16 protein-coding genes are annotated in these 21,751 nt (G+C 68.4%); 10 read left to right on the forward strand and 6 right to left on the reverse strand.

What is annotated here, in order from left to right:
- Positions 1 to 2 precede the first annotated feature (2 nt).
- The 3 genes from CACI_RS24030 to CACI_RS24040 all read left to right on the forward strand — a co-directional run bounded on the left by CACI_RS24030 (position 3) and on the right by CACI_RS24040 (position 5,715).
- The gene (locus tag CACI_RS24030) at positions 3 to 1,796 is read left to right on the forward strand and encodes a glycoside hydrolase family 15 protein (RefSeq protein ID WP_015793448.1); all 1,794 of its coding nucleotides are present in this window, start codon (positions 3 to 5) and stop codon (positions 1,794 to 1,796) included.
- 27 nt (positions 1,797 to 1,823) lie between these two features.
- Positions 1,824 to 4,955 carry an FAD-binding and (Fe-S)-binding domain-containing protein gene (locus tag CACI_RS24035; RefSeq protein ID WP_015793449.1) on the forward strand — a complete coding sequence of 1,044 codons (3,132 nt, stop codon included), beginning with the start codon at positions 1,824 to 1,826 and terminating at the stop codon, positions 4,953 to 4,955.
- 244 nt (positions 4,956 to 5,199) lie between these two features.
- Positions 5,200 to 5,715: a histidine phosphatase family protein gene (locus CACI_RS24040; RefSeq protein ID WP_015793450.1), complete on the forward strand. Its 516-nt coding sequence runs from the start codon at positions 5,200 to 5,202 to the stop codon at positions 5,713 to 5,715.
- A 131-nt stretch (positions 5,716 to 5,846) separates the two neighbouring features.
- On the opposite strand, the gene CACI_RS24045 is transcribed toward CACI_RS24040, so the two are convergent.
- A complete protein-coding gene (locus CACI_RS24045) occupies positions 5,847 to 7,259 on the reverse strand; it encodes a carotenoid oxygenase family protein (RefSeq protein ID WP_015793451.1) in 1,413 nt (470 codons plus the stop codon).
- Positions 7,260 to 7,423: 164 nt separating this feature from the next.
- On the opposite strand from CACI_RS24045, the gene CACI_RS24050 reads away from it, so the two are divergent.
- Positions 7,424 to 7,984, forward strand: a complete 561-nt coding sequence (locus tag CACI_RS24050; protein ID WP_015793452.1) for a PadR family transcriptional regulator — start codon at positions 7,424 to 7,426, stop codon at positions 7,982 to 7,984.
- Positions 7,985 to 8,075: 91 nt separating this feature from the next.
- Here CACI_RS24050 and CACI_RS24055 read toward each other — a convergent pair whose 3' ends face one another.
- Positions 8,076 to 8,681: a flavodoxin family protein gene (locus CACI_RS24055; protein ID WP_015793453.1), complete on the reverse strand. Its 606-nt coding sequence runs from the start codon at positions 8,679 to 8,681 to the stop codon at positions 8,076 to 8,078.
- 168 nt (positions 8,682 to 8,849) lie between these two features.
- Here CACI_RS24055 and CACI_RS24060 point away from each other — a divergent pair, with 168 nt between their 5' ends.
- From CACI_RS24060 to CACI_RS24070, 3 genes are all read left to right on the forward strand, one after another.
- Positions 8,850 to 9,848 carry a PHP domain-containing protein gene (locus CACI_RS24060; protein WP_015793454.1) on the forward strand — a complete coding sequence of 333 codons (999 nt, stop codon included), beginning with the start codon at positions 8,850 to 8,852 and terminating at the stop codon, positions 9,846 to 9,848.
- Positions 9,849 to 9,906: 58 nt separating this feature from the next.
- The gene (locus tag CACI_RS24065) at positions 9,907 to 10,881 is read left to right on the forward strand and encodes a TIGR03557 family F420-dependent LLM class oxidoreductase (RefSeq protein WP_015793455.1); all 975 of its coding nucleotides are present in this window, start codon (positions 9,907 to 9,909) and stop codon (positions 10,879 to 10,881) included.
- An 80-nt stretch (positions 10,882 to 10,961) separates the two neighbouring features.
- Positions 10,962 to 11,438 (forward strand): hemerythrin domain-containing protein, encoded by a 477-nt coding sequence (locus CACI_RS24070; protein ID WP_015793456.1) that lies wholly within the window; start codon positions 10,962 to 10,964, stop codon positions 11,436 to 11,438.
- Positions 11,439 to 11,525: 87 nt separating this feature from the next.
- On the opposite strand, the gene CACI_RS24075 is transcribed toward CACI_RS24070, so the two are convergent.
- Together CACI_RS24075 and CACI_RS24080 are read right to left on the reverse strand one after the other, a co-directional pair.
- Entirely contained in the window at positions 11,526 to 12,479 is a 954-nt protein-coding gene (locus CACI_RS24075; RefSeq protein WP_015793457.1) for an SDR family NAD(P)-dependent oxidoreductase, read from the reverse strand.
- 37 nt (positions 12,480 to 12,516) lie between these two features.
- Positions 12,517 to 12,834 carry a hypothetical protein gene (locus CACI_RS24080; protein ID WP_015793458.1) on the reverse strand — a complete coding sequence of 106 codons (318 nt, stop codon included), beginning with the start codon at positions 12,832 to 12,834 and terminating at the stop codon, positions 12,517 to 12,519.
- 232 nt (positions 12,835 to 13,066) lie between these two features.
- Here CACI_RS24080 and CACI_RS24085 point away from each other — a divergent pair, with 232 nt between their 5' ends.
- Both CACI_RS24085 and CACI_RS24090 read left to right on the forward strand, forming a co-directional pair.
- Positions 13,067 to 13,465 carry a nuclear transport factor 2 family protein gene (locus CACI_RS24085; protein ID WP_041542324.1) on the forward strand — a complete coding sequence of 133 codons (399 nt, stop codon included), beginning with the start codon at positions 13,067 to 13,069 and terminating at the stop codon, positions 13,463 to 13,465.
- 178 nt (positions 13,466 to 13,643) lie between these two features.
- Entirely contained in the window at positions 13,644 to 15,077 is a 1,434-nt protein-coding gene (locus tag CACI_RS24090) for a condensation domain-containing protein (protein WP_015793460.1), read from the forward strand.
- A gap of 97 nt (positions 15,078 to 15,174) precedes the next feature.
- Here the strand turns inward: CACI_RS24090 and CACI_RS24095 are convergent, their stop codons facing one another.
- Both CACI_RS24095 and CACI_RS24100 read right to left on the reverse strand, forming a co-directional pair.
- Positions 15,175 to 16,644 carry a ricin-type beta-trefoil lectin domain protein gene (locus CACI_RS24095; protein ID WP_015793461.1) on the reverse strand — a complete coding sequence of 490 codons (1,470 nt, stop codon included), beginning with the start codon at positions 16,642 to 16,644 and terminating at the stop codon, positions 15,175 to 15,177.
- A gap of 5 nt (positions 16,645 to 16,649) precedes the next feature.
- Positions 16,650 to 18,119: an arabinofuranosidase catalytic domain-containing protein gene (locus CACI_RS24100; RefSeq protein WP_015793462.1), complete on the reverse strand. Its 1,470-nt coding sequence runs from the start codon at positions 18,117 to 18,119 to the stop codon at positions 16,650 to 16,652.
- Between the two features lie 436 nt (positions 18,120 to 18,555).
- Here CACI_RS24100 and CACI_RS51430 point away from each other — a divergent pair, with 436 nt between their 5' ends.
- Positions 18,556 to 21,705 carry an RICIN domain-containing protein gene (locus CACI_RS51430; protein WP_015793463.1) on the forward strand — a complete coding sequence of 1,050 codons (3,150 nt, stop codon included), beginning with the start codon at positions 18,556 to 18,558 and terminating at the stop codon, positions 21,703 to 21,705.
- Positions 21,706 to 21,751 lie beyond the last annotated feature (46 nt).

Raw genomic sequence — 21,751 nt, forward strand, 5'->3', positions numbered from 1 at the left:
TCATGGTCCGGTCCAAGGCGCTCGAGGCGGAACCCCGGTTCCGTCCTCGAGTGCTGCGCGACTACGCGCTGCTGGCCGACGGCGAGCGCGGGGCGCTGATCGGTCCGGAAGGGGACATCGCCTGGATGTGCGCGCCCCGATGGCACAGCGACGCGGTCTTCTCCACCTTGATCGGCGGCGCGGGCACGTACGCCGTCACGCCGAGCGATCCGCGCTATGTCTGGGGCGGTGCGTACGAGCCGGGCACGCTGATCTGGCGCAGCCGCTGGGTGAGCGGCGACGCGCTGATCAAGTGCCGCGAGGCGCTGGCCTTCCCCGGCGACCCCGCCCGCGCGGTGCTGCTGCGGCGGGTGTGTGCCCGGAAGGGGGCGTGCCGGGTCTCCGTGCTCTTGGAGCCGCGCGCCGCCTTCGGGCACTACGCCGGCACCAACCACCTGAGCCGGCACGACGGGGTGTGGACGGCGCACAGCGGACCGCTGCACTGGCGCTGGACCGGAGGTTGGGACGCCCATACCGAAGGGCACACCCGCCTGTCCGGCGCGATCCTCTCGCTGGACCTGGACATCGCCGAAGGCGGCTTCCACGACCTGGTCCTGGAGCTCTCCGACGCCCCGCTCCCCCGCGAGTCACCCGATCCCGAAGCGCTGTGGCAGACCACTGAGTTGGCGTGGAAACGCAGCGGATCAGACACCTCCGACACCATCGCCCCGCGCGAGGCCGACCATGCCCAGGCGGTGCTGCGCGGCCTGACCAGCGGCACCGGAGCCATGGTCGCGGCGGCGACCATGGCCCTGCCCGAGCAAGAGGAATCCCCGCGCAGCTACGACTACCGCTACGCCTGGATCCGCGACCAGTGCTACGCCGGCATCGCCGCCGCGGCCGTCGGCGCCACCGATCTGCTGGACCGCGCGGTGGCGTTCATCACCGACCGGCTGCTCCAGGACGGTCCCCGGCTGCGCGCCGCCTACACCGTCACCGGCGCCCCGGTCCCCGACGAGTACGTGTTGGATCTGCCCGGCTACCCCGGCGGCACCGACCGGGTCGGCAACTGGGTCAACCAGCAGTTCCAGCTCGACGTGTTCGGCGAGGTGATGCAGCTGCTGGCCACCGCCGCCGGCCTGGACCGGCTGGACCGCGACGCCGCCAACGCCCTGCGCGTGGCCGTCGACATCGTCGGGAAGCACTGGGACGAGCCGGAGGCAGGCATCTGGGAACTGCACGACCGGCGCTGGACCCACTCCCGCCTGTCGTGCCTGGCCGGATTGCGGCGGGCGGCCGCGCTGCCCGGCGCCGGACGAGACCTGCCGCACGCCGCCGCCCTGGCCGATGCCATCCTCGCCCGGACCTCGCAGACCTGCACTCATCCCGACGGCTACTGGCAACGCGCCCCGGACGATCCGCGTCCCGACGCCTCGCTGCTGCTGCCACCGGTCCGGGGAGCGTTACCCGCCGACGACCCGCGTACCGTCGCCACGCTGGCAGCCGTTCGCGCGCAGCTGACGGACGAGGGATACGTCTACCGCTACCACCACGGCGGGCATCCCTTGGGCGATACCGAAGGCGCGTTCCTGCTGTGCGGCTTCACCATGGCGCTGGCAGAACATCAGCAGGGCAATGAAGTACGCGCGATGCATTACTTCGAAAGAACCCGAAGCGCATGCGGGCCCGCGGGCCTGTTCTCCGAGGAATACGACCCCGCACAACGACAATTGCGCGGCAACCTGCCCCAGGCTTTCGTCCACGCCGTGTTTTTGGAATGCGCGGCGAGCCTCGGACACCAGCCGTCTATCCGATGAACCGTCGACCGAACCCGGGAGAATGCCATGTCCACCGCGCACGCACCACGTCGATCCGCCGGACCCGGTTCGGCGCGGCCTGGTCCCGCGCTGGACGCCGCGGCCTTGGACGTCGCGGCGCTGGACGTCGCAGCCCTGGAGCGTGCGCTTCGTGACCGGGTAGACGGCGAAGTCCGCTTCGACGCCGGAAGCCGGGGCGCCTACGCCACGGACGGGTCGAACTACCGCCAAGTCCCGATCGCCGTGGTCGTGCCGTTTCACGTCGAGGCCGGCGCCGACGCCGTGGCGGTGTGCGCGGAATTCGGCGCGCCGGTGCTGTCCCGCGGCGGCGGCACCAGCCTGGGCGGTCAGTGCACGAACACCGCGGTCGTCATCGACTGGACCAAGTACTGCAACCATCTGGTGGCGCTGGACGTCGAGCGGCGCAGGTGCGTTGTCGAGCCCGGCATCGTGCTGGACGACCTGAACCGGCAGCTCGCCGACCACGGCTTGAAGTTCGGTCCCAAGCCCGCCACGCACACCCACTGCACGCTCGGCGGGATGATCGGCAACAACTCGTGCGGCGCCTCGGCGCAGGCCTACGGCAAGACGGCGGACAACGTGCGCCGGCTGGAGATCCTCACCTACGACAGCACCCGATGCTGGGTCGGCCCGACCTCGGAGGAGGACTTCGAGGCCGTCGTCGCCGCCGGCGGGCGCCGCGCGGAGATCTATCGCGGGCTGCGCGACATCATCGGACGCCACCTGGCCGACGTGCGCCTTGGCTTCCCCCACATCCCGCGCCGAGTCTCCGGCTACAACCTGGACTCCCTGCTGCCGGAGAACAAGTTCGACCTGGCTCGCGCCCTGGTCGGCAGCGAGAGCACGCTGGTGACCGTCCTGCACGCCGAGCTGGACCTGGTCGAGGTGCCACCGGCGGAGGCGATGCTGGTCCTGGGCTACGGCGACATCTGCGCGGCGGCCGACGCCGTCCCGGAAATCCTCGAGCACTGCCATCCCACGCAGTTGGAAGCCCTCGACGGGCGCATGGCTCAGCTCATGCGTGAGGAACACGCCCACCTCGACTCCTTGGACCGCTTCCCGGACGGCGAGAGCTGGCTCCTGATCCAGTTCAGCGGACCGACCCAGGACGATGTGGACCGGCAAGCCCGCGACCTGGTCCAGAGCATCGGCCGCAGCGAGGACGACAGCACGGTGGCGTTCTCCGACGATCCGCAGCGCGAGCAGAAGATGCTCAAGGCGCGCGAAGCCGGGCTCGGCGTCACGGCACGACCGCCGGACGGCCGCGAGACCTGGGAGGGCTGGGAGGACTCCGCCGTCCCTCCCGAGCGGCTCGGGGACTATCTGCGCGACCTGAAGCAGTTGTTCGACCGCTACGGCTATGGCAAGGCATCGCTGTACGGGCACTTCGGCCAGGGCTGCGTTCACACGCGTATCCCCTTCGAACTCAAGCGGGCCGAAGGAATCGAGGCGTTCCGCAGCTTCTTGTTCGACGCCGCCGATCTCGTCGCCTCCTACGGCGGCTCGTTGTCGGGCGAACACGGCGACGGACAGGCTCGCGGGGAGCTGTTGCCGCGTATGTTCGGCGCCGGCGTCATCGAGGCCTTCGGCGAGGTCAAGGCACTGTTCGATCCCGGCGACAAGATGAACCCGGGCAAGATCGTGCGTCCGTACCGGGTCGATGAGAACCTTCGGCTCGGCGCCGACTGGCGTCCGCAGGTGCTCCCGACCCATTTCGACTATCCCGACGACGACCACGACTTCACCCGCGCGGTGATGCGCTGCGTGGGCGTCGGCAACTGCCGCACCCACGAAGGCGGGGTGATGTGTCCCTCCTACCGCGCCACCGGCGAGGAGGAGCACTCGACCCGAGGCCGGGCGCGGCTGCTGTTCGAGATGCTCGGCGGGCACAAAGACTCCCCGATCACCGACGGCTGGCGCTCGACCGAGGTCCACGACGCCCTGGATCTGTGCCTGGCGTGCAAAGGCTGCAAGTCCGACTGCCCGGTCGGCGTCGACATGGCCACCTACAAGGCCGAGTTCCTCGCGCACCACTACCAGGGCCGGGTCCGCCCGGCTGCCCACTATTCGATGGGCTGGCTGCCGGTGTGGGCGCGGCTGTCGCGCATCGCGCCGCGCGCGGTGAACGCCGCGCTGCACGCGCCCGGCCTCAGCCGGCTAGGCAAGACAGTGGCCGGAGTTGCCGCGGAACGGTCGGCGCCGGCGTTCGCCGAACAGTCCTTCCTGCAGTGGTGGCAGGAGCGGGGCGCTCCCCAACCGGATCCGGCCGACGCGCGAACCGTCGTGCTGTGGCCCGACACGTTCAGCACCTACTTCCATCCCCAGGTCGCCAAGTCCGCCGTCCGCGTCCTGGAGGACGCGGGGTTCCGGGTCGCCGTGCCGACCGAGGAGGCCGTGTGCTGCGGCCTGACCTGGATCTCCACCGGCCAACTCGCCACCGCCAAGCGCGTGCTGAGCCGGACCATCGCGATCCTGCGCCCCTGGATCGACGCCGGGACCCCGATCATCGGGCTCGAACCGTCCTGCACGGCCGTCTTCCGGGCCGACGCCGTCGAGCTCATGCCCGGGAACCAGGACGTCCAGCGCCTGGCCGGACAGTTCCGCACCTTCGCCGAGCAGCTGGTGAACCACGCACCGCAGGGGTGGACGCCGCCGAAGCTGATCCGGACCGCCACCGTGCAGACCCACTGCCATCAGCACGCTGTCCTGAAGGACGACGCCGACCGGGAACTGATGACCCGCGCCGGCATCGACGCCCACGTCCTGGACGAAGGCTGCTGCGGCCTAGCGGGCGACTTCGGCTTCCAACGCGGCCACTACGACCTGTCCATGAAGATCGCCGAACAAGGCGTCCTGCCCGCCGTCCGAGCCACCGCCCCCAACGCCCTGGTCCTCGCCGACGGCTTCAGCTGCCGCACCCAAATCGACCACGCCCCCACCGACCGCCAAGCACTCCACCTCGCCGAAGCCCTCGCCGCAGCACTAGACGGCCCCCTCCCCGCCCACCACCCCGAGCACATCGCCCCCCGCCCGAACGTCCCGCAAACCGCCGCCCGCCTGGCCTCCGCCACCGGAGCCGCCCTCGCGGCCGGCGCGTTCGCGACGGCGGTCTACGCCGTCATGCGGCGCCGCGCATGACGGCTCATCGAAGTCAACCGTGCTCCGGCCGTGGTGACGTTTGCTGGCGAGGCTGGCTGTGGCAGCCGCTGGTTCGGACGCTGAGATGCCCTCGCGAGCGGCGGGTCGTCGCGCACCGGGCTCGCAGCCGCTGGTTGCCGGGGTTGCGTTAGCCGAACGCGCAGCGGGCGTCGGTCTTGATCACACGGTTGGTTCCGTCGGAGCCGGCGTCCATCAAGCACCTGACTCTCGGTAGCATCATCGGATGCTGATCCTGGTCCGCCATGCCATGCCCGCCTTCGGGCCACAGGCACCACCGCATCAGTGGCCACTGAGCGAGGACGGGCGAACTGCGGCAACACTGCTGGCGGACATCCTCCCGAAGGACTCCCGGCTGGTGGCCAGTGCCGAGCCCAAGGCGTGGCAGACCCTGGAACCGGCTGGTCAGCCCGAACGTGACCCGCGCTTCAACGAGATCTGGCGCACCGAGCCCTGGGGAGGCAACTACCGTCAACGCCGCCGCGAGTATGTCGAGGGCGTCGACCACCCCGAGTGGGAACCGCGCGCCCAGGTCGCCGAGCGCTTCGGCGCCGCCGTCGCCGAGCACCTCGCCATCGCCGACGACAGACCGCTGGTCGTCGCGACCCACGGCATGGCGATGACCGTTTGGTTGACGGCCCGCATCGGGCTGTCGGACCCCGGCACCTTCTGGGCCGAGCTCCAATTTCCCGACGCCCATCGCGTGGACCTGGAAACAGGGACGATCGCTCGCGCCCTGTGATCCCGAGCCCCATCGCTCGACGAACCGCGCACACGCCTACCACGGTTGACTTCGATGAGCCCGCATGATCGGCGAGATGACCCGCTGAACCGCAGAGCCGCAGTCCCCCTCGGGATCGGCGGCTCGAGTGGTCACAGTCCTCGGTGGAACAATCCGTGGAACCCGAACGGGATCGCGTGCGGAACCGTGGCTGAAGCCACCTCCTGGAACGACTGCGCGTCCAGGACCACGAGCCTGGACGTGCCGGCTTCACCGTCGAGTACCACCGACAGCACCACGCCCTCGTCCTCGGCGAGCGCGCCGGGTGCGGGTACGAACACCGGCTCCCCGGGGTAGCTCCGCGGCTGGGACCATTGCTTGCTCTGGCCGCTCTCCACATCCACCTTGACCAGCCCGCGGGCCACCACAGGTCCTACGCTGTCGCCGGTGATCCCGTACGCGTAGCGGTACGGGCGTCCGTTGTGCTGCCCGTGGTGGATGCGCGGGAGTTCCAGGGTGACGTCTGCCAGGCGGCGCGAGCTCACTTTCCCGGTGGTCAGGTCGATCTCGAACCGCGTCGGGTAGGGGAAGTCGCCGGGTACCTCCTTGGCGAGGGCGTCGAGATAGAGCGCGTCGATGACCGAGGCGTCCCGGTAGGCGCAGATGTCGAGGAACAGCTTGTCGCCGTCCTCGAAGGCGTTGATGTGGTGGAAGGCGAAGAAGGGTTCGCTGTGGAACTCCCCGCGCAGTGAGCCGTCGCGCGTGTCGACGACGAGGAAGCGCGTGGTGCCGCGGGCGTTCCAGCGATAGTTGTCGATGAACGGCTTCCCGGACAGCAGCAGTATCAGGGGGTTGACTGTCAGGGGGTACTCCGCGAGCACGACGTGGTTCTCGGTGATCGCGAAGCTGTGCATGTAGCCGGGCCGGGCCACCGGGATCCGGGTGACCAGCTCACGGGTCATGCTCGTCGGCGCTTGCCGGTAGACCTGGTAGAAGCTCTTGCGGCCGAAGGACAGCAGGTAGTTCACCAGGTCGCCGGTGCGCGGGTCCTGATGCGGATGCGCGGTGGTGACCTGGCCCTGGAGGTCGTCGCGGTAGGCGGCGATGCCGGCGGTGGCGAGCGTCTCGGGGTCGAAGAGCGCTGCCAGCGGCACTTCGGTGAGCGCGACCATGCCCTCGGCCAGGGGCGCGACGTTGACGTTCGCGTTCTGCACATCCCGGGTGTTCGACCGGAACCGGGTGAACATGCGGGAGAAGTAGCGCTGGCAGGGATCGGTGGCGAATTCGGTGTAGTCGATCCGGCCGGCGTCGGTGGCCCGCTTGCTCGCGGAGTCGATGAAGCGGTTGGTGTAGGTGACAGCGCCGTCCGCGATGGCGAAGCGATGCAGCATCGCCTGTCCGTCGAACCAGTGCCGGAAGGGGACCTCGCCCCCTTCGAACCGTGCCGGCCCGTTCCGGAACAGGGTCCCGGACAGCCAGGCGGGCAGCTCGCCGGCGACCGGCAGGGCGAGTTCTTCCACTTCGGTGGCCAGGCTGGTGAAGCCCGGGTCGTAGTCGGTGGCCATGAGCTTCCCCTTTGTCCCGAGGTCACAGCGGCAGTCCCAGCGATCGGCCAGGACGACCGATCACATTGACAGGTCACATTGACGTGACACAGTGGACTATGACTCCATACAAGTACCATCCACAATGGACTGTCAAGAGGGCCTGACGAGAACAGGAGACCACCATGAGCCGCACTGTGCCCGAGGTGAAGGCTTACGCGGGTGAGCTGAACAGCACCGCGGCGTCTCTGCTGGGATTCCTGCACGGCGGCCCGGCCAGCGGCTACGAGCTCGTCGGCATCGCCGAGGGCCTGATCGGCGACTTCTGGAGCCTGACCCGCAGCCAGGTCTACCGCGAACTGGCCACCCTGTCCGCCCGCGGACTGATCACCGCCGGTCCCGTGGGCCCGCGCGCCCGCCGCCGCTACGAGCTCACCGAAACCGGCCGCGTCGCCTTCGCCGCCTGGCTGGCCGAACCCCCCGGCCCTGAGCAGATCCGCTACCCGCTGCTCCTGAAGCTCGCCTTCGGCTCCTCCATCGACCGCGACACCCTGCGCGGCTACCTGGTCGAGCACCGCGTGATGCACGAGCGCCGCCTCAAGCGCTACTACGACATGGCCGACAACATCGACGACAAGCTGCTGCGCAGCACCGTCCGCTTCGGCATCCACTACGAGCGAGGCGTACTGGCCTGGATGGATGAGGTAGCCGAGTCTTTGGACGTCCCCGACGCCGAAGAGGGATAGGCGCCGGGGAGGGTGCCGGGGATTGTCGTCGCCTGGCCGACTCCTTCTGCTGATTCGTGCGCTAGATCTCGCTGGATCTCACTAGATCTCGCTAGATCTCCGGAGCCGCATCCTTGTCGGCGGCCAGGGCCTTCGCCGCGATGTGCAGGTTCGCCGCCATCGTGCGGCCGGTCTCGTCGGACCAGTCGTGGCCGCGCTTGGCGTCGAGGTAGTCAGGGCCCTTGCCGGGTCCGAGATGCCAGTACGTCCAGGCGTTGCCGGGGATGGTGTAGCCGATGTCGCCGAGGGCGCCGGCGATCTCGGAGACCACGTGGTGCGCGCCGTCTTCGTTGCCGGTGACGACCACGCCGGCGACCCGCCCGAAGGCGACCGGGCGGTCCTGGGAGTCGGTCTCGCCGATCATCGCGTTCATACGCTCGATGACGCGCTGGGCCACCGAGGAGGGACGGCCGACCCAGGTGGGCGAGGCGATGACGAGAATCGCGGCCTGCAGCAGCTTTTCGTGCACGCCGGGCCACTCGTCGCCGGACCCCTGGTCGGTCTTCACGCCGGGAAGCAGAGTGAGGTCGACGGCCCGCAGGTACTCGACCTCCACACCCTTGCTCTGAAGTTCGTCGCCGACGACCTGGGCCAGCGCGTGGGTGTTGGACGGCTCGGGGGACGGCTTCAGCGTGCAGTTGATGACCAGGGCCTTCACGGGATATCTCCTTTGATCGCGCCCCTGCTGCCCGCGTGCTGCCGACGCAAACGACTTGGCATCGACCGATCCTCGCCGGCGCACCGGGAATCCCCCGTCTGGCCCAGCGTCGCGCCACCGCACGCCGGCAGTGTGCACTCGCTCGTGGTGCCGGTGAGGATGGAAGCCATGGACCCGGTCGAAGCCTTACGGCGGATCGCCTTCCTGCTGGAGTGGCGCGGAGCTTCTCCGTACCGGGTGCGGGCTTTTCACACCGCTGCCGAGGCCGTCCACGGACTGCCGGCGGGTCCGATCGACGCCGACGACGTGCAAGAGCTGCAGGGAGTCGGGCCTGTGACCGCCGAGGTGATCGCCCAGGCCTCGACCGGCGCCGTACCGGCCTATCTGGTGCGCCTGATGACGGATGCCGGGCCGGAAGCCGAAGCCGGCTGGGATCTGGCGATGGCGGGCAAAGGCGACTGCCACCTTCATTCGGACTGGTCCGACGGCGGAAGCCCGATCGAGGAGATGGCTGAGGCGGCCCGCGCCCTGGGCCATCGGTGGGCTGTTCTGACCGACCACTCGCCGCGGCTCACCATCGCCCACGGGCTGAGTCCCGAGCGGCTGCGGCGCCAGTTGGACGTTGTGGCGGAGGTGAACGCGCGTCAGGACTCCGGGTTCCGGCTGCTGACCGGTATCGAGTGCGACATCTTGGATGACGGCTCCCTGGATCAGGAGGAGGAGTTGCTCGATCGGCTCGATGTGGTCGTGGCGTCCGTGCACTCCAAACTGCGCTCCGAGCCCGAGGCGATGACCGCGCGGATGGTCGCTGCGGTGAGCAATCCGCACGTGGACGTCCTGGGGCACTGCACGGGTCGGATCGTCACCGGCCGGGGTCGCCCGCAGTCCCGCTTCGACGCCCAGGCCGTGTTCGCCGCCTGCGCCCGGGCCGGCACCGCGGTGGAAATCAACTGCCGCCCCGAACGGCGCGACCCGCCGGACGACCTCCTGGCGCAGGCGGCGGAGGCAGGCTGCCTGTTCGCGGTGGATACCGATGCTCACGCTCCCGACCAGTTGTCGTGGCAGTCCTCGGGGTACGCGCGTGCGGCACGGGCCGGGCTAGAAGCAGAGCGGCTGGTGACGACCTGGTCTCTGGAGCGGTTGCGGGACTGGACGAAATGTCTCTGATTGGTCTGCGGCGACCAGGGCATAGGCGCCCGGACAACGCGTTACCTGTGGAGGCACCATGACGTCGTTCGGCTACTTCTTATCCTGCGAGGAGTTCACTCCGGCGGAGCTCATCGAGCAGGCCAAGCTCGCGCAGGAGGCGGGCTTCACCCATTTGGCGATCTCGGATCACTTCCATCCGTGGACCGATGCGCAGGGCAACAGCCCGTTCGTGTGGTCGATGATCGGCGCGCTCTCCCAGGTCACCTCGCTTCCGATCACCACGCTGGTCACCTGCCCGACCGTCCGGATCCATCCGGCGGTCGTCGCCCAAGCCGCTGCCACGTCCAGCGTCCTGACCAGCGGCAGGTTCCGTCTCGGCGTCGGGACCGGGGAAGCCCTCAACGAGCACATCCTCGGCGACCGCTGGCCGCCTTTCGAGGAGCGGGCGGAGATGCTCGAGGAAGCCGTGGGGATCATGCGCAGGCTGTTCACCGGCGGCCAGGTGTCCCACCGCGGCCGCCACTACACGGTCGAGGACGCCAGGCTCTACACCGCGCCGACCGCCGACCTGCCCATCCACGTCTCCGGGTTCGGCCCGAAGGCGGCAGAGCTCGCCGGGCGCATCGGCGACGGCTACGTCACCATGACGCCGGACACCGACCTCATCGAGGTCTTCCGGGAGGCCTCAGGCGGCAGCAAGCCGGTCATCGGCGGCGTGAAGGTCTGCTGGGACACCGACCGCGACCGGGCCGTGAAGACCGTCCGCCGGCTGTGGTCCAGCGAACTGCTGCCCGGCGAGCTCGCCCAGGTCCTCCCGACACCGGCGCACTTCGAACAGGCCAACACCCTGGTGACCGAGAAGCAGGTGGCTGAGAACACAGCCTGCGGCGACGACGCGGCCGCGCACGTCGAGGCGGTCGCGGCGTACGTCAAGGCGGGATTCGACGAGGTCTACATCGGCCAGATCGGCCAGAACCACCGCGGCTTCTTCGACTTCTACGCCAAGCAGATCCTGCCTCGGCTGAACGATCTGCACGCAAGCCAACGGTGAGCCCACCGACCAACCCCCAACCCAACACCCCAACATCCCAAACACCCCAAACACCCCAACCACCTCATGGGAGGCGCGTCATGGACGGCATCGTCCTGCTCAAGGAAGACCACAAGGTCGTCAAAGCCCTGTTCCGCGAGTTCGAGAAGATCAAGGACAGCGCGACCCCGGCGGCCAAGAAGAAGGTCGTGGACAAGATCTGCACCGAGATGGTCACGCACTCCTTCATCGAGGAGACGATCTTCTACCCGGCCGCGCGCGAGGGCGCCCCGGACACCACCGACCACATCCTGGAATCCGTCGAGGAACACCACGTCGTGGCCTGGCTGCTGTCCGAGCTCAAGGACCTCGATCCGAAGGATGAGACGTTCGACGCCAAGACCACGGTCCTGATCGAGAACGTCCGCCACCACATCGAGGAAGAGGAGACCGAGTGGTTCCCCCAGGTCCGCAAGGCTCTGGGTCGCAACCGTCTGGTCGAGCTCGGTGAGCAGATGGCCGCCGCCAAGAGCAAGGCGCCCGCAGACCCCTTGGCTTTGTCGTCCGCACAGAGCTGAACGCCTCGCGAAGGGCATCGGGGGGACGTTGAACGCGAGCCCGATGCCCTAGCGTTTTCTCTCAGGCGCTGCCGCGGAGCGTTTCCCTCAGGCGCTGCCGGGTTCGTTGTTGCGCTGTGCCGCACGCTCGCCGAGCACTGTCATACCGGCCAGAAAAGATCCCTGCTGGCGGGTGTTCTGGACGCCGGGCACGTCGTGCTCCGGAGTCGAGGTCGCACTCGGCAGCAGCCGGGCTGCGACGCCGAGCAGACGTGTGGTCGTGGCGGGAGCCAGCCCATAAGCCCGGCACGCCAGCTTCGCCGCCGGGGTGAACACCAACTCCGGCCGCCGGTGTTCGGCGGCGCGGACGATCGCGCGGGCTGCCCGGTCGGCGCTGCCGGACAGCAGCGGCAGCGACGCGGCGGTGGCGAACCACGCGTATTCGCGGCGGCTCTGACCGGAGAACCTGGCGGCACGGTGTGAACCCGTGCGCATCAGTCCGGGGACGACGGTGGTGACGCTGACGCCGTCCGCGGCGAGTTCGGCTCGCAGACCGCTGGAGAACCCGGCCAGCGCGTGCTTCGCGGCGACGTAGGGCAGCAGGTGCGGGACGGGGATGCGCCCGCCGATGGAGGCGATGTTGACGATGGTGCCGCTGTGGCGCTCCCGCATGCCGGGCAGCACGGCCGAGATGAGGCGCAGCGGTCCGGCGAACATCGTCTGCCAGGCGTTCTCGAAGTCCCGCTCGGTCAGCGCCTCCATCGGGCCCACCTGGATGATTCCGGCGTTGTTCACCACGATGTCCAGCTGTCCGAACCGCTTCTCGACCGCGTCGAGGAGATTCTGGCCGGCGTCCGGATCCCTGATGTCGCACACCGTGCTGGCCGCCTCGACGCCTCGGGCCCGCAGAAGCCGTTCGGCCTCCTGCAGTTCACCGCTGTCGCGGGCGCAGATCATCACCTGACAGCCGCGAGCGCCGAGTTCTTGGGCGATCAACAGCCCCAGTCCGCGCGACCCGCCGGTGACGAGGGCGGTCTTGCCTCTGAAACTGTCATTCCCCATGATTTTCGCTCCTTCAGGTCCCTCTATTTATCTGTATCTATCCGCGCCGCGGAGCAGCCGAATTCGGGTCGGTGCGAATGGGCGGCGCGGAATTGCCGTCCGTGGTGGCCCGAGGCCCGGCGGTGGTCGCGGGGAACTCGTCGCTGAACGACACGGGCACCTTTGCCCCGTGCCCGATGACCCCCATGATCGCCACACCCAACAGGCACGCGACGATGACCGCCGCTCCCACGATCGCCACAGGCCAACTTCCAGCCACGATCCCGCCCCCGACCAGCAAAGCCCCGGCGATCAGCACCCCGACGGCGATCCACGCCCCAGTCCCTTCGGACCCACTGTGCCCTTGCTCGGACATGCGCACCTCCTTCTGCCGAGACTCGCCCGGCGAACAATGACGGGCCGTTCTGCTGCCCGGGGTGGCATGAGACAAACGGTGGTTGAGCGTTGGATTCGAGCCGATCGCTCTCCCAGTGCCTCATCAGTCGCACAAGTCGCAGGGCTGGCAGGGGCAGCACAGGGCAGTCGCCACCCGATCTCGCGTCAGGAGGGATGGTCACCGCACCCTGTCCAATGTAATGTCACACGTCATGTCCCAGACTGAGATCGATGCCCTCGTCGCCGACTTCTTCGGCGCCTTCGACAACCGCGGCGGCGCCGCCGACGTGGGCCGCCTGCGCCGGCTGATGGTGCCGGGCGGCGTGATCGTCAACACCCGCCCGAGTCTGGCCGTCTGGACTGTGGAGGAGTTCGTCGAGCCTCGCGAGAAGCTGCTGGCCCGGGGAGGCCGCCTCGTCGGATTCTCCGAGTGGGAGACCGCTTCGCACACCGAGATCGTCGGCGACCTCGCCACTCGCACCGGTGAATACCGCAAGTCCGGGACGATGGACGGCGCTCCCTACGAGGGCGGCGGGACCAAGATGTTCCAGTTCGTGCGCACCGCCGAGGGGTGGCGGATCGTCGCGTTCTCCTGGTTCGACGAGTCCTGAGGCGGCGGTGGTCAGCCGCCGCCGACCCAGGGTTATCACCGACGGCCGGCCCATTCCCGGCGCACGTCGCTCTCCCTAAACTCCGGGTTACCGGCTCACCGACGGCCTTGGTTCCGGTACCACCCCTCGCGGCCCCCCACCTCATGTCCGCAGGTCCCTTATTCCCGACGAGGGAGCCATGCCCAACCTGAGCGCTTCGGCGCGTGAGATCCCCGTGCCCTTCGAAGGCAAGGGATCAGGAGTCTGCGCCATGACCTGGGGTCAGCAGGCGATCTGGGACACGATCGCGCGGACCGGCCGCACCCTGAACATCGGCGGCGTCATGGCGATGCCCGAAGGAACGCCGGTCGAGGAGATCGCCGGTGTCCTGCGCTTCGCGATGAGTCGGCACCAGTCGCTGCGCGCCCGGTTGCGGCTCGACGACATCGACGACCGAGGGCTGCCCCGCCAGCAAGTCTTCGAAAGCGGCCAGACAGCGCTGGTGGTCCTGGACGTGAGCGACGCCGACGATCCCGCGACCGCCGCCGAGGAACTGCGGATGCGCTATGAAATGACACCGTTCGACTACGAGCACGAATGGCCGGTGCGGATGGCCGTGGTGTGCCGGGGCGGAAAGGTGTCCCACCTCGTCGTTCAGTACTGCCACCTGGCGGTGGACGGCGGCGGCATCGACGCCCTGATCCGCGATCTGGAGCACCTCGACCCCGAAACCGGTGCCGCCACCGCGCCGGTCCAGGGTGCCGAACTGCTCACGCTCGCCGAGAGCCAGGCCAGTGCCTCCGGCCGCCGGCGCAGTGACAAAGCCCTGCGATTCTGGGAAAAGGGACTGCGGTCGATCCCCGCGCAACGCTTCAACGGCTCCGACGACCCGCGGGAAGATCGCTTCTGGGAGATGTACTGTTACTCCCCCGCGATGTTCCTCGCGCTCCAGTCGATCGCCGCGCGCACCAAGGCCGAGACGACCCACGTCGCACTCGCGGCGTTCGCGGTCTCGCTGGCCCGCGTCACCGGCCGCAGCCCGTCGGTGACGCAGGTCCTGGTGAACAACCGCTTCCGCCCGGATTTCGCCGACGCGGTGATGCAGGTCTCGCAATCCGGCCTGTGCGTCGTCGACGTGGCGGACTGCACGTTCGACGAGGTCGTCGGGCGGGCATGGAAAGCGGCCACGGCCGCGTACCTGCACGGCTACTTCGACGAGACCGCGCGGACCAGACTGTTCGACCAGGTCGACGAAGAGCGCGGCGAGCATGTCGACGTCTCATGCTTCGTCAACGACCGCCGCGGACAGAGCGGTCCGCAGCCCGGCGATCCACTGCCGACACCGGAGGAGCTGGCCGCGGCCCTACACCGCACGCGCATGCGCTGGGATCGCCGGATGCCCATGTACGACACGACCATGTTCCTGCACCTCGACGCGGCGCCCGACGCCAACGTGCCCGGCCGCACCGATCCCCACGAGAGCGAACTGCCGGCGGTCTACTTCCAGCTGTGGGCGGACACCCACAAAATCGCACCGGCGGACATCGAGAGGTTCGCCCGCGGTCTGGAAGGCGTCCTCGTCGAAGCGGCATTCGACGGCACCGTCCCCACCAGAGTCGCCGCGATGGGCTAGCACCGGGATCCGGAATCCCCCATTGGAGTCGTCTCTGTACGACGACGTTCAGCTCGCCCGAGCCCCAGCGCTCGGGCGAGCCGGTCGAAGGGACGGGTTACTGCCGGGACCACTGCTGGTTGCTGTGTCCGCTGCAGGTCCAGAGCTCCACCGCGGTGCCGTTGGCGGTGCCCGCGCCGGTCACGTCCAGGCAGAGCCCTGATTCACGGCCGACCACGGTGCCGTTGGAATTGAGGGTCCACAGCTGGTTGGCGCCACCGTTGCAGTCCCAGATCTCCACGCGGGTGCCCGCGGTCGTCGCGTGGCCCGGGACGTCCAGGCACTTGCCGCCGTAGACCTGCAACTCGCCGTTGGACAGGGCCGTCCACTGCTGGTTGGTACCTCCGTTGCAGTCCCAGATCTGCAGCTGTGTGCCGTTGGCCGTGGCTTGGCTGGGCACGTCCAGGCAGCGGTTGGCGGCGACCGCGTGCAACACGCCGGCGGTGCCACCACCGCCTCCCCCACCGCCGCCGGGATTCGTGCCGGTCCCCCAGCCCCATTGCAGCCGGTCCAGCCCGGACTGGTTGTTCAGGCTGACCGTGAGGTTGGTGCCGCTGCCGCCCAACGTGGTGATCCCGCAGGAGGCGTTGTCACACGGACCGGGACCGGTGGTCTGGCTCGGATCCTTCAGGCCGACCCACAACACCGAGCCGATACCCATGCTGCGCACCGTGTCAGTGATCGCATACAGGTAGGAGACGTTGTTGGTGCCGTCCTTGGGACCGTTGTAGTTCACGCCGGTGGTCATCGGGACGCCGAACTCGGTGAGCACGGCACGGCTGGCGTACCCGCACAGGTTGTTCTGGAAGTCGCTGACCCACGCCGCCTCGGTGGTGTGCGAGTCCCCGAACATGCTGTAGATGTGGATCGACAGCAGGGTCCCGGACAGCCGCGAGTCGGCGCCCACCGCGCACAGGTTCCCGTCGGAGTACAAGCCGGGAAGGATCACCCGGCCGCGCGGAACGCTGGGATACCGCGCGAGCCAGCCCGCCTCGAAGTTCGTCAGCTGCGTGGCGTTCATCCCATAGGGCTCGTTCATGACATCGAAGTAGACGTTGCTGCTACTGCCGTACTTCGCTATGACCGTGTCCCACATCTGATAGAAGGAGTTAGTGTCGGAAACCGTCCCGCCCTGCAGCCACGGGGCGATGATGACGTTCATCCCCAGCGCTGTCGCGGCGTCCAGCGTCGCGGTGTAGCTGCCCCACCAACTGCCGGAGGTGGTGGCCGCGTTCATCCCCAACCGGACGGTGTTGGCCCCGAGCCCTTGGAAACCCTTCAGGATCGCCGTCGACTTCGCGTAGGTGGTGGAGTAATTGTCCGCGGTCGACAGGCCCACCGGGATGTTGGGACCGGTGATGAAATTGTCGTTCGGATCCGCCCAGTTCACACCATGGAACTGGCTGATGGTGGCGGCCCGGGCCGGAACCGCGTGCGACGCCTGGGCTACCACCAAGGCGCCCAGGAGCAGGGTCAGCGAGCCGACCGCGCCGGCGATGCGCTGCCATCGATGTCTGTGAGTGCTCATGGTCCCTATCCGAGATTCCACTGTTGGTTGCTGCCGCCGTTGCAGGTCCACAGTTCGACCAGCGCGCCGTCCGCGGTGGACGCGCCGGTCACGTCGAGGCAGAGCCCTGATTGCACGCCGGTGACGGTGCCGTTGGCGTTGAACTGCCACTGCTGGTTGCTCTGTCCGCTGCACGGCCAGATAATTACCTTCGTGCCGGGGCTGGTGCCCTGGCCGTTCGCGTCCAGGCAGTCCGTCGTCCCGCTGTTGGTGACGGTCAGCTGGTTCGACGAGGTGCGCGTCCAGGTCTGGTTGGCCTGCCCGTTGCAGCCATAGATCTGGAGCTGGGTTCCGCCGGTGGTGCTGCCGTTCGGATCGTCCAGGCACTTGCTGGCGCCGTTGGCGTGCAATGCGCCGGTGCCGGTGCCCCCGCTGGTGCCGGCGGCGTATCCGGCGGCGTTGATGTTCGCCTGCACCGCGGCCTCGGTGGCGTCGGAGGGATACCCCGACGTCATCACGCCTTCGTAGAAGGTTCCGGCGGCGCCGTCGCTGTTGTCACCGCCGATGCCCAGCAGAATCGCGCCCTCTTTGTGCATCGGGTTGTACCCGGGAGGACGCGGCCCGCTGTAGAAGGTGGACAAGCCTCCCGAGGCCGCATTGCCGCCGCGGATCGCCCACTGGTTCGCGCCGCCCTTGATCATGGCGGTGGTGAACCGGTAGTTGATCGTCGGATCGCCGGGATTGGGGCTGTTCACGTTGGAGCCGGAGAACAGACCGTTCTCCAGGTCGGCCATGATCCAAGGGCCGTTGCCGGCGCCGGTGTCCCAATAGGAGGCGTTGCCGAAGTAGATCGCCTCCATGGTGCCGTTGCCGTCGTCGTTGTTGGTGGTCTCGGCGTTGCCGTAGTCGAAGCAGCACCCGTTGTTGTAGTGCGTGCCGTCCACCACGTCGTACTCGCCCTCCGGGCTGTCCCCGGTGGCCACCCCGTTGGTGGTGTCGTCGCGGTAGCCGATACCCGTGGAGGTGAACACGCCGTAGGCCTTGTGGCCGCCGACGGTGATCGGCGCCGCGGTGGCGTTCGCGGGGCTGTCGGGGGTGTGCACGTACCCGCCCGCGGGCGCGGGAGTCAGGTTGTTGCCACGCCCGGACTGGTCGTAGATCACGGTGATCACACAGGATGTACCCGCGCAGAACGAATCCTGCGCCGCGGCGTTGGCGACGCCGCCCGCGGAGAGCAGTCCGATGTTCGTGGTCGTGTTGTCCGAGGAGCGCCGCACTTGGTACAGCGGACCGTTGTACGCGGCGGACAAGGCACGCGTCGTCGAGTGCGCGGCCACGCACGGCGTGCCGCCGGCCGCGTAGATGTCACACGGGCCCTGCGACGCGGCGTGCGCCGCACCGGTCATGGCCGCGGTGCCGGCGATCGTGCCGAGCACGACCGTGATCCCGGCCGCCAGGCTGCCGAGTTTTCGGCGGCTCCATGCGCTTGCTTTCATGCCATCTCCCAGTTCTGCGGTGGGCGTGACTCGAAAGGAGTTAGCGCTAACATCCCGGAAGCAGACGGTGGCTCAATCTCTGCCCCCTGTCAAGCAGGCATGGGATGTCCTGCGCGTTTCGCCGCCGCCACGTCTCGGTTCATGCCGGGCGAGCCGTGGCGGTTTGGTCGGCATCATCCGGAAGCCGAGCCGCCGCACCGCTCCGGCGGGCAGGAACTTTCATGACGGCGACACCTCCCTTGACCAGCAGAACATCCCATGTCTTCTTGACAGCCCGCGTGTCGTGCGGCAGCGTCCTGTCGAAACCCACCTGCCCTGATAAGCGCAACACATCCATGATCGGGCTGTGTTGTTACCGGTAACAGGGCACGAAGAAACCCACGACCAGCAGGAAAGGTCATGCTATGAGGTTTCGCACTTGGATCGAGTCACCACAATGAAGGCGCGCGGCATCAGGTCGCGGACGGCACTGTGGCTCTCCGCTCTGGTCGCCGTCTCAGCGGCCGCATACGGGACGCAGGCCGCTGCGACGCCGAGTGTCGCGCGTGCGGCCGTGCAGACCACCTTGTACGCCTCCCCCACTGGGTCGGGATCTTCCTGCTCCCAGACCTCGCCGTGCGCGCTGGCCGAGGCGCGCAGCGTCGTCGAGGGCATGAACGGCTCGATGACCGGCGACATCGTGGTGTACCTGACGGGCGGCACCTACAGGCTCACCAGCACCTTCGCTCTGGGACCGCAGGACTCCGGGACCAACGGGCACACCGTGTACTGGGAGGCTCTTCCGGGCCAGACACCGGTCTTCGACGGAGCGCAGCAGGTGACCGGGTGGTCGCAGTACAACTCGGGCCTGAACATCTGGCGCGCGCCGGTGGCGGCGGGTACGCGGGCCGGGGACCTGTGGGTGGACGGCGCGCGGGCCTCGGTGACCAAGAGCGCGATCAACCCCGGCGGGTTCTCCCAGTCGGGCGCGTCGTTCACGACCTCCGACGGCTCGTATCGCTCGTGGATCGATCCCACCGAGGCGGAGATCGTCGATGACAACCCGTGGCGGCAGCTGCACTGCCCGCTGGCCGGCATCACCGCCAACGGCGGCGGCTCCAGCCTGAACGTGAACCAGGCCTGCTACAACGCCACGTTGAGCAACACCGGCTTCCCGTTCAACGGCGCGGGCTACCCGACGCTGAACCACATCACCTGGATCGAGAACGCCTACGCGTTGCTGAACCAGCCGGGACAGTGGTTCCTCGACAGCGCCGGCGGCAGCCTGTACTACATCCCGCTGCCGGGACAAAACATGTCCACCGCCGACGTCGAACTGCCCGTGGTCCAGGATCTGGTCGACGTGCAGGGCACCCCGGGACACCTGACCCCGATCAACGACACGGCGTCAGGGATCGCCTATTCCGGATCCGGCTGGGGCTCCTCGACCGGCCGCGGGCTCGGCGACTTCCAGAACGACGTGCACTCCACCCAGACCAACGGCGACTCGGTCAGCTACACCTTCACCGGCAGCGGCATCACCGCGCTGACGGAGCTGAACAGCGACGAAGGCAGCATCGGGGTCTACATCGACGGCACGCTCAACCAGACCGTCAGCGCCGCCACCTCGGGCCAGCGAACCGCCGAGGACGCGGTGGTGGCCGTCAGCGGACTGACGCCCGGCAGCCACACGATCAAGCTGGTCAAACAGAGCGGGACCTGGATGCTGCTCGACGGCTTCGTGGTGATCCCGACCGCCGTCCAGCCGGCCCACGACATCACCTTCTCCGGGATCACCTTCCAGCACAACACCTGGCTCACCGAGCTCTCCCAGGGCTACCCGGAGAACCAGACCGGCGTCATGTGGAGCGAGACCAACCCGTGGAATCAGGTCAAGGACCCCGGGATGATCAACGTCGAGCGCGGCAACCACATCACCTTCGCCGGCGACACCATCGCGCACACCGGCGACGCCGGCGTCGACTTCGGCAACGGGACCCAGAACTCCACGCTCAGCACCAGCAGGATCCTGGACACCGCCGTCAACGCCGTGCAGGTCGGCGAGGTCGACGACTACTACCTGACCGACACGGCGCTGATGACCTCCGGGGACACCGTCACCGGCAACTTCATCGAACACAGCGGTGTGGTCTTCGAAAGCACCAGCGGCATCCTGGTCGGCTACACCCGCAATGTGACCGTCTCCCACAACGACGTCGGCTACTCGGCCGCGCAGGGCATCTCCGTGGGCTGGGGCTGGGGCTACGCCTCGCCCTACTGCTCCGGTTGCGCCCACGGCTATGACTACGCCGGGGGGAACCAGGTCTCGTACAACTACGTCTACGACAACGGCCTGGGCGACGGAGCCGGCAACACGGTGATGGCCGAATGCATCTACACCCTGGGCGGCCAGGGCGACGGCAACGGCTCGGTGTGGTCGACCCTGACCGGCAACGTGTGCCAGGACCAGTACATCTACAGCAACTGGGGCACCATCGCCCACGACGAAGGCAGCTCCTACTGGCAGGACCGCGACAACGTCGTGCGCTGGTCGGGCCAGGACTGGATGTACTACGACCAGCCCACCGTCAACAACATCACGGTCGGTCCCACGAACTACTCCGACAACGCCGGCTACCGGGCCGTCGTCCCGAACAACACCAGCTTCACCCAGGCGGCCATCGTTCCCGACGGCCAGTGGCCCGCCGGCGCGCAGGCCGTCATCACCGCCGCCGGACCGCCCGCGCAGGTCGCGCCCCTCACCGGAACCCTGGACGACACCTGCCTGTGCCTGAACTACACCGGGTCCTCCTGGACGTGGAGCGGCGACCGCAGACTCGGCGACTTGGACAACGGAATACACCAAGCCACCGGCAACGGTGACAGCTTCTCCGTGCAGTTCACCGGCACCGGCGTCTCCTGGATCGGGGAGAAGAGCGGCAGCGAGGGCACGGCGGAGATCTACGTCGACGGTGCCGACAAGGGTTCGGTCAACGCCAACAGTTCCCCCACGCAAGCCCAGCAGACGCTCTACAGTGTCGCCGGGCTGGCCGGCGGCACCCACACCCTCAAGGTCGTCAAGACCGGCGGCACCTATCTCCAGGTCGACGCCGTCAACATCACCGGGACGGCCGTCGTCACCGGCGGCTCGGGCGGTACCGGCGGGGGCACGGGCACCTATCCGACCGGCTACCACGCCCTGACCATCGCCAGCAATAACCTGTGCCTGGACAACTATGGCGCTGGTTCCACCGCCGGCGCGATCATCGACCAGTGGTCGTGCAACAGCGGGACCAACCAGCAGTTCCAGTTCGTCCCCACCTCCGGCGGATACGGCCAGCTCCAGATCGAGAACTCCGGCCAGGACGTCACAGTGTCCGGCGGCTCGGCCTCCCAAGGGGTGGCGGGCATCGTGCAGCAACCGGTCAGCACGTCGACCGCCGCCCAATGGCTGCCCCAGCAGCAGTCCGACGGCTCCTGGCAGTTCAAGAACCTGAACAGCGGCCTTTGCCTGGACGTGTACGGAGCGAGCAGCAGCCAAGGCCAGCAACTCGACCAGTGGCCGTGCAAGAACGCACCGGGGACCAATCAGGACTTCAAGCCCTGAGACGGGACCGCTCCGGCTGGACGTCCGGCGGAGCGGCGTGCGGGAC

Origin of the sequence: Catenulispora acidiphila DSM 44928 (genome assembly GCF_000024025.1) — a bacterium.
GTDB classification, from domain to species: domain Bacteria; phylum Actinomycetota; class Actinomycetes; order Streptomycetales; family Catenulisporaceae; genus Catenulispora; species Catenulispora acidiphila.

Coding starts and splice junctions, on each gene's coding strand:
- CACI_RS24100 (WP_015793462.1), bottom strand. CDS start 18,119: ATGAAAGCAAGCGCATGGAGCCGCCGAAAACTCGGCAGCCTGGCGGCC.
- CACI_RS24035 (WP_015793449.1), top strand. CDS start 1,824: ATGTCCACCGCGCACGCACCACGTCGATCCGCCGGACCCGGTTCGGCG.
- CACI_RS51430 (WP_015793463.1), top strand. CDS start 18,556: ATGAAGGCGCGCGGCATCAGGTCGCGGACGGCACTGTGGCTCTCCGCT.
- CACI_RS24050 (WP_015793452.1), top strand. CDS start 7,424: ATGAGCCGCACTGTGCCCGAGGTGAAGGCTTACGCGGGTGAGCTGAAC.
- CACI_RS24065 (WP_015793455.1), top strand. CDS start 9,907: ATGACGTCGTTCGGCTACTTCTTATCCTGCGAGGAGTTCACTCCGGCG.
- CACI_RS24075 (WP_015793457.1), bottom strand. CDS start 12,479: ATGGGGAATGACAGTTTCAGAGGCAAGACCGCCCTCGTCACCGGCGGG.
- CACI_RS24040 (WP_015793450.1), top strand. CDS start 5,200: ATGCTGATCCTGGTCCGCCATGCCATGCCCGCCTTCGGGCCACAGGCA.
- CACI_RS24070 (WP_015793456.1), top strand. CDS start 10,962: ATGGACGGCATCGTCCTGCTCAAGGAAGACCACAAGGTCGTCAAAGCC.
- CACI_RS24045 (WP_015793451.1), bottom strand. CDS start 7,259: ATGGCCACCGACTACGACCCGGGCTTCACCAGCCTGGCCACCGAAGTG.
- CACI_RS24060 (WP_015793454.1), top strand. CDS start 8,850: ATGGACCCGGTCGAAGCCTTACGGCGGATCGCCTTCCTGCTGGAGTGG.
- CACI_RS24085 (WP_041542324.1), top strand. CDS start 13,067: ATGTCCCAGACTGAGATCGATGCCCTCGTCGCCGACTTCTTCGGCGCC.
- CACI_RS24080 (WP_015793458.1), bottom strand. CDS start 12,834: ATGTCCGAGCAAGGGCACAGTGGGTCCGAAGGGACTGGGGCGTGGATC.
- CACI_RS24095 (WP_015793461.1), bottom strand. CDS start 16,644: ATGAGCACTCACAGACATCGATGGCAGCGCATCGCCGGCGCGGTCGGC.
- CACI_RS24030 (WP_015793448.1), top strand. CDS start 3: ATGGTCCGGTCCAAGGCGCTCGAGGCGGAACCCCGGTTCCGTCCTCGA.
- CACI_RS24090 (WP_015793460.1), top strand. CDS start 13,644: ATGCCCAACCTGAGCGCTTCGGCGCGTGAGATCCCCGTGCCCTTCGAA.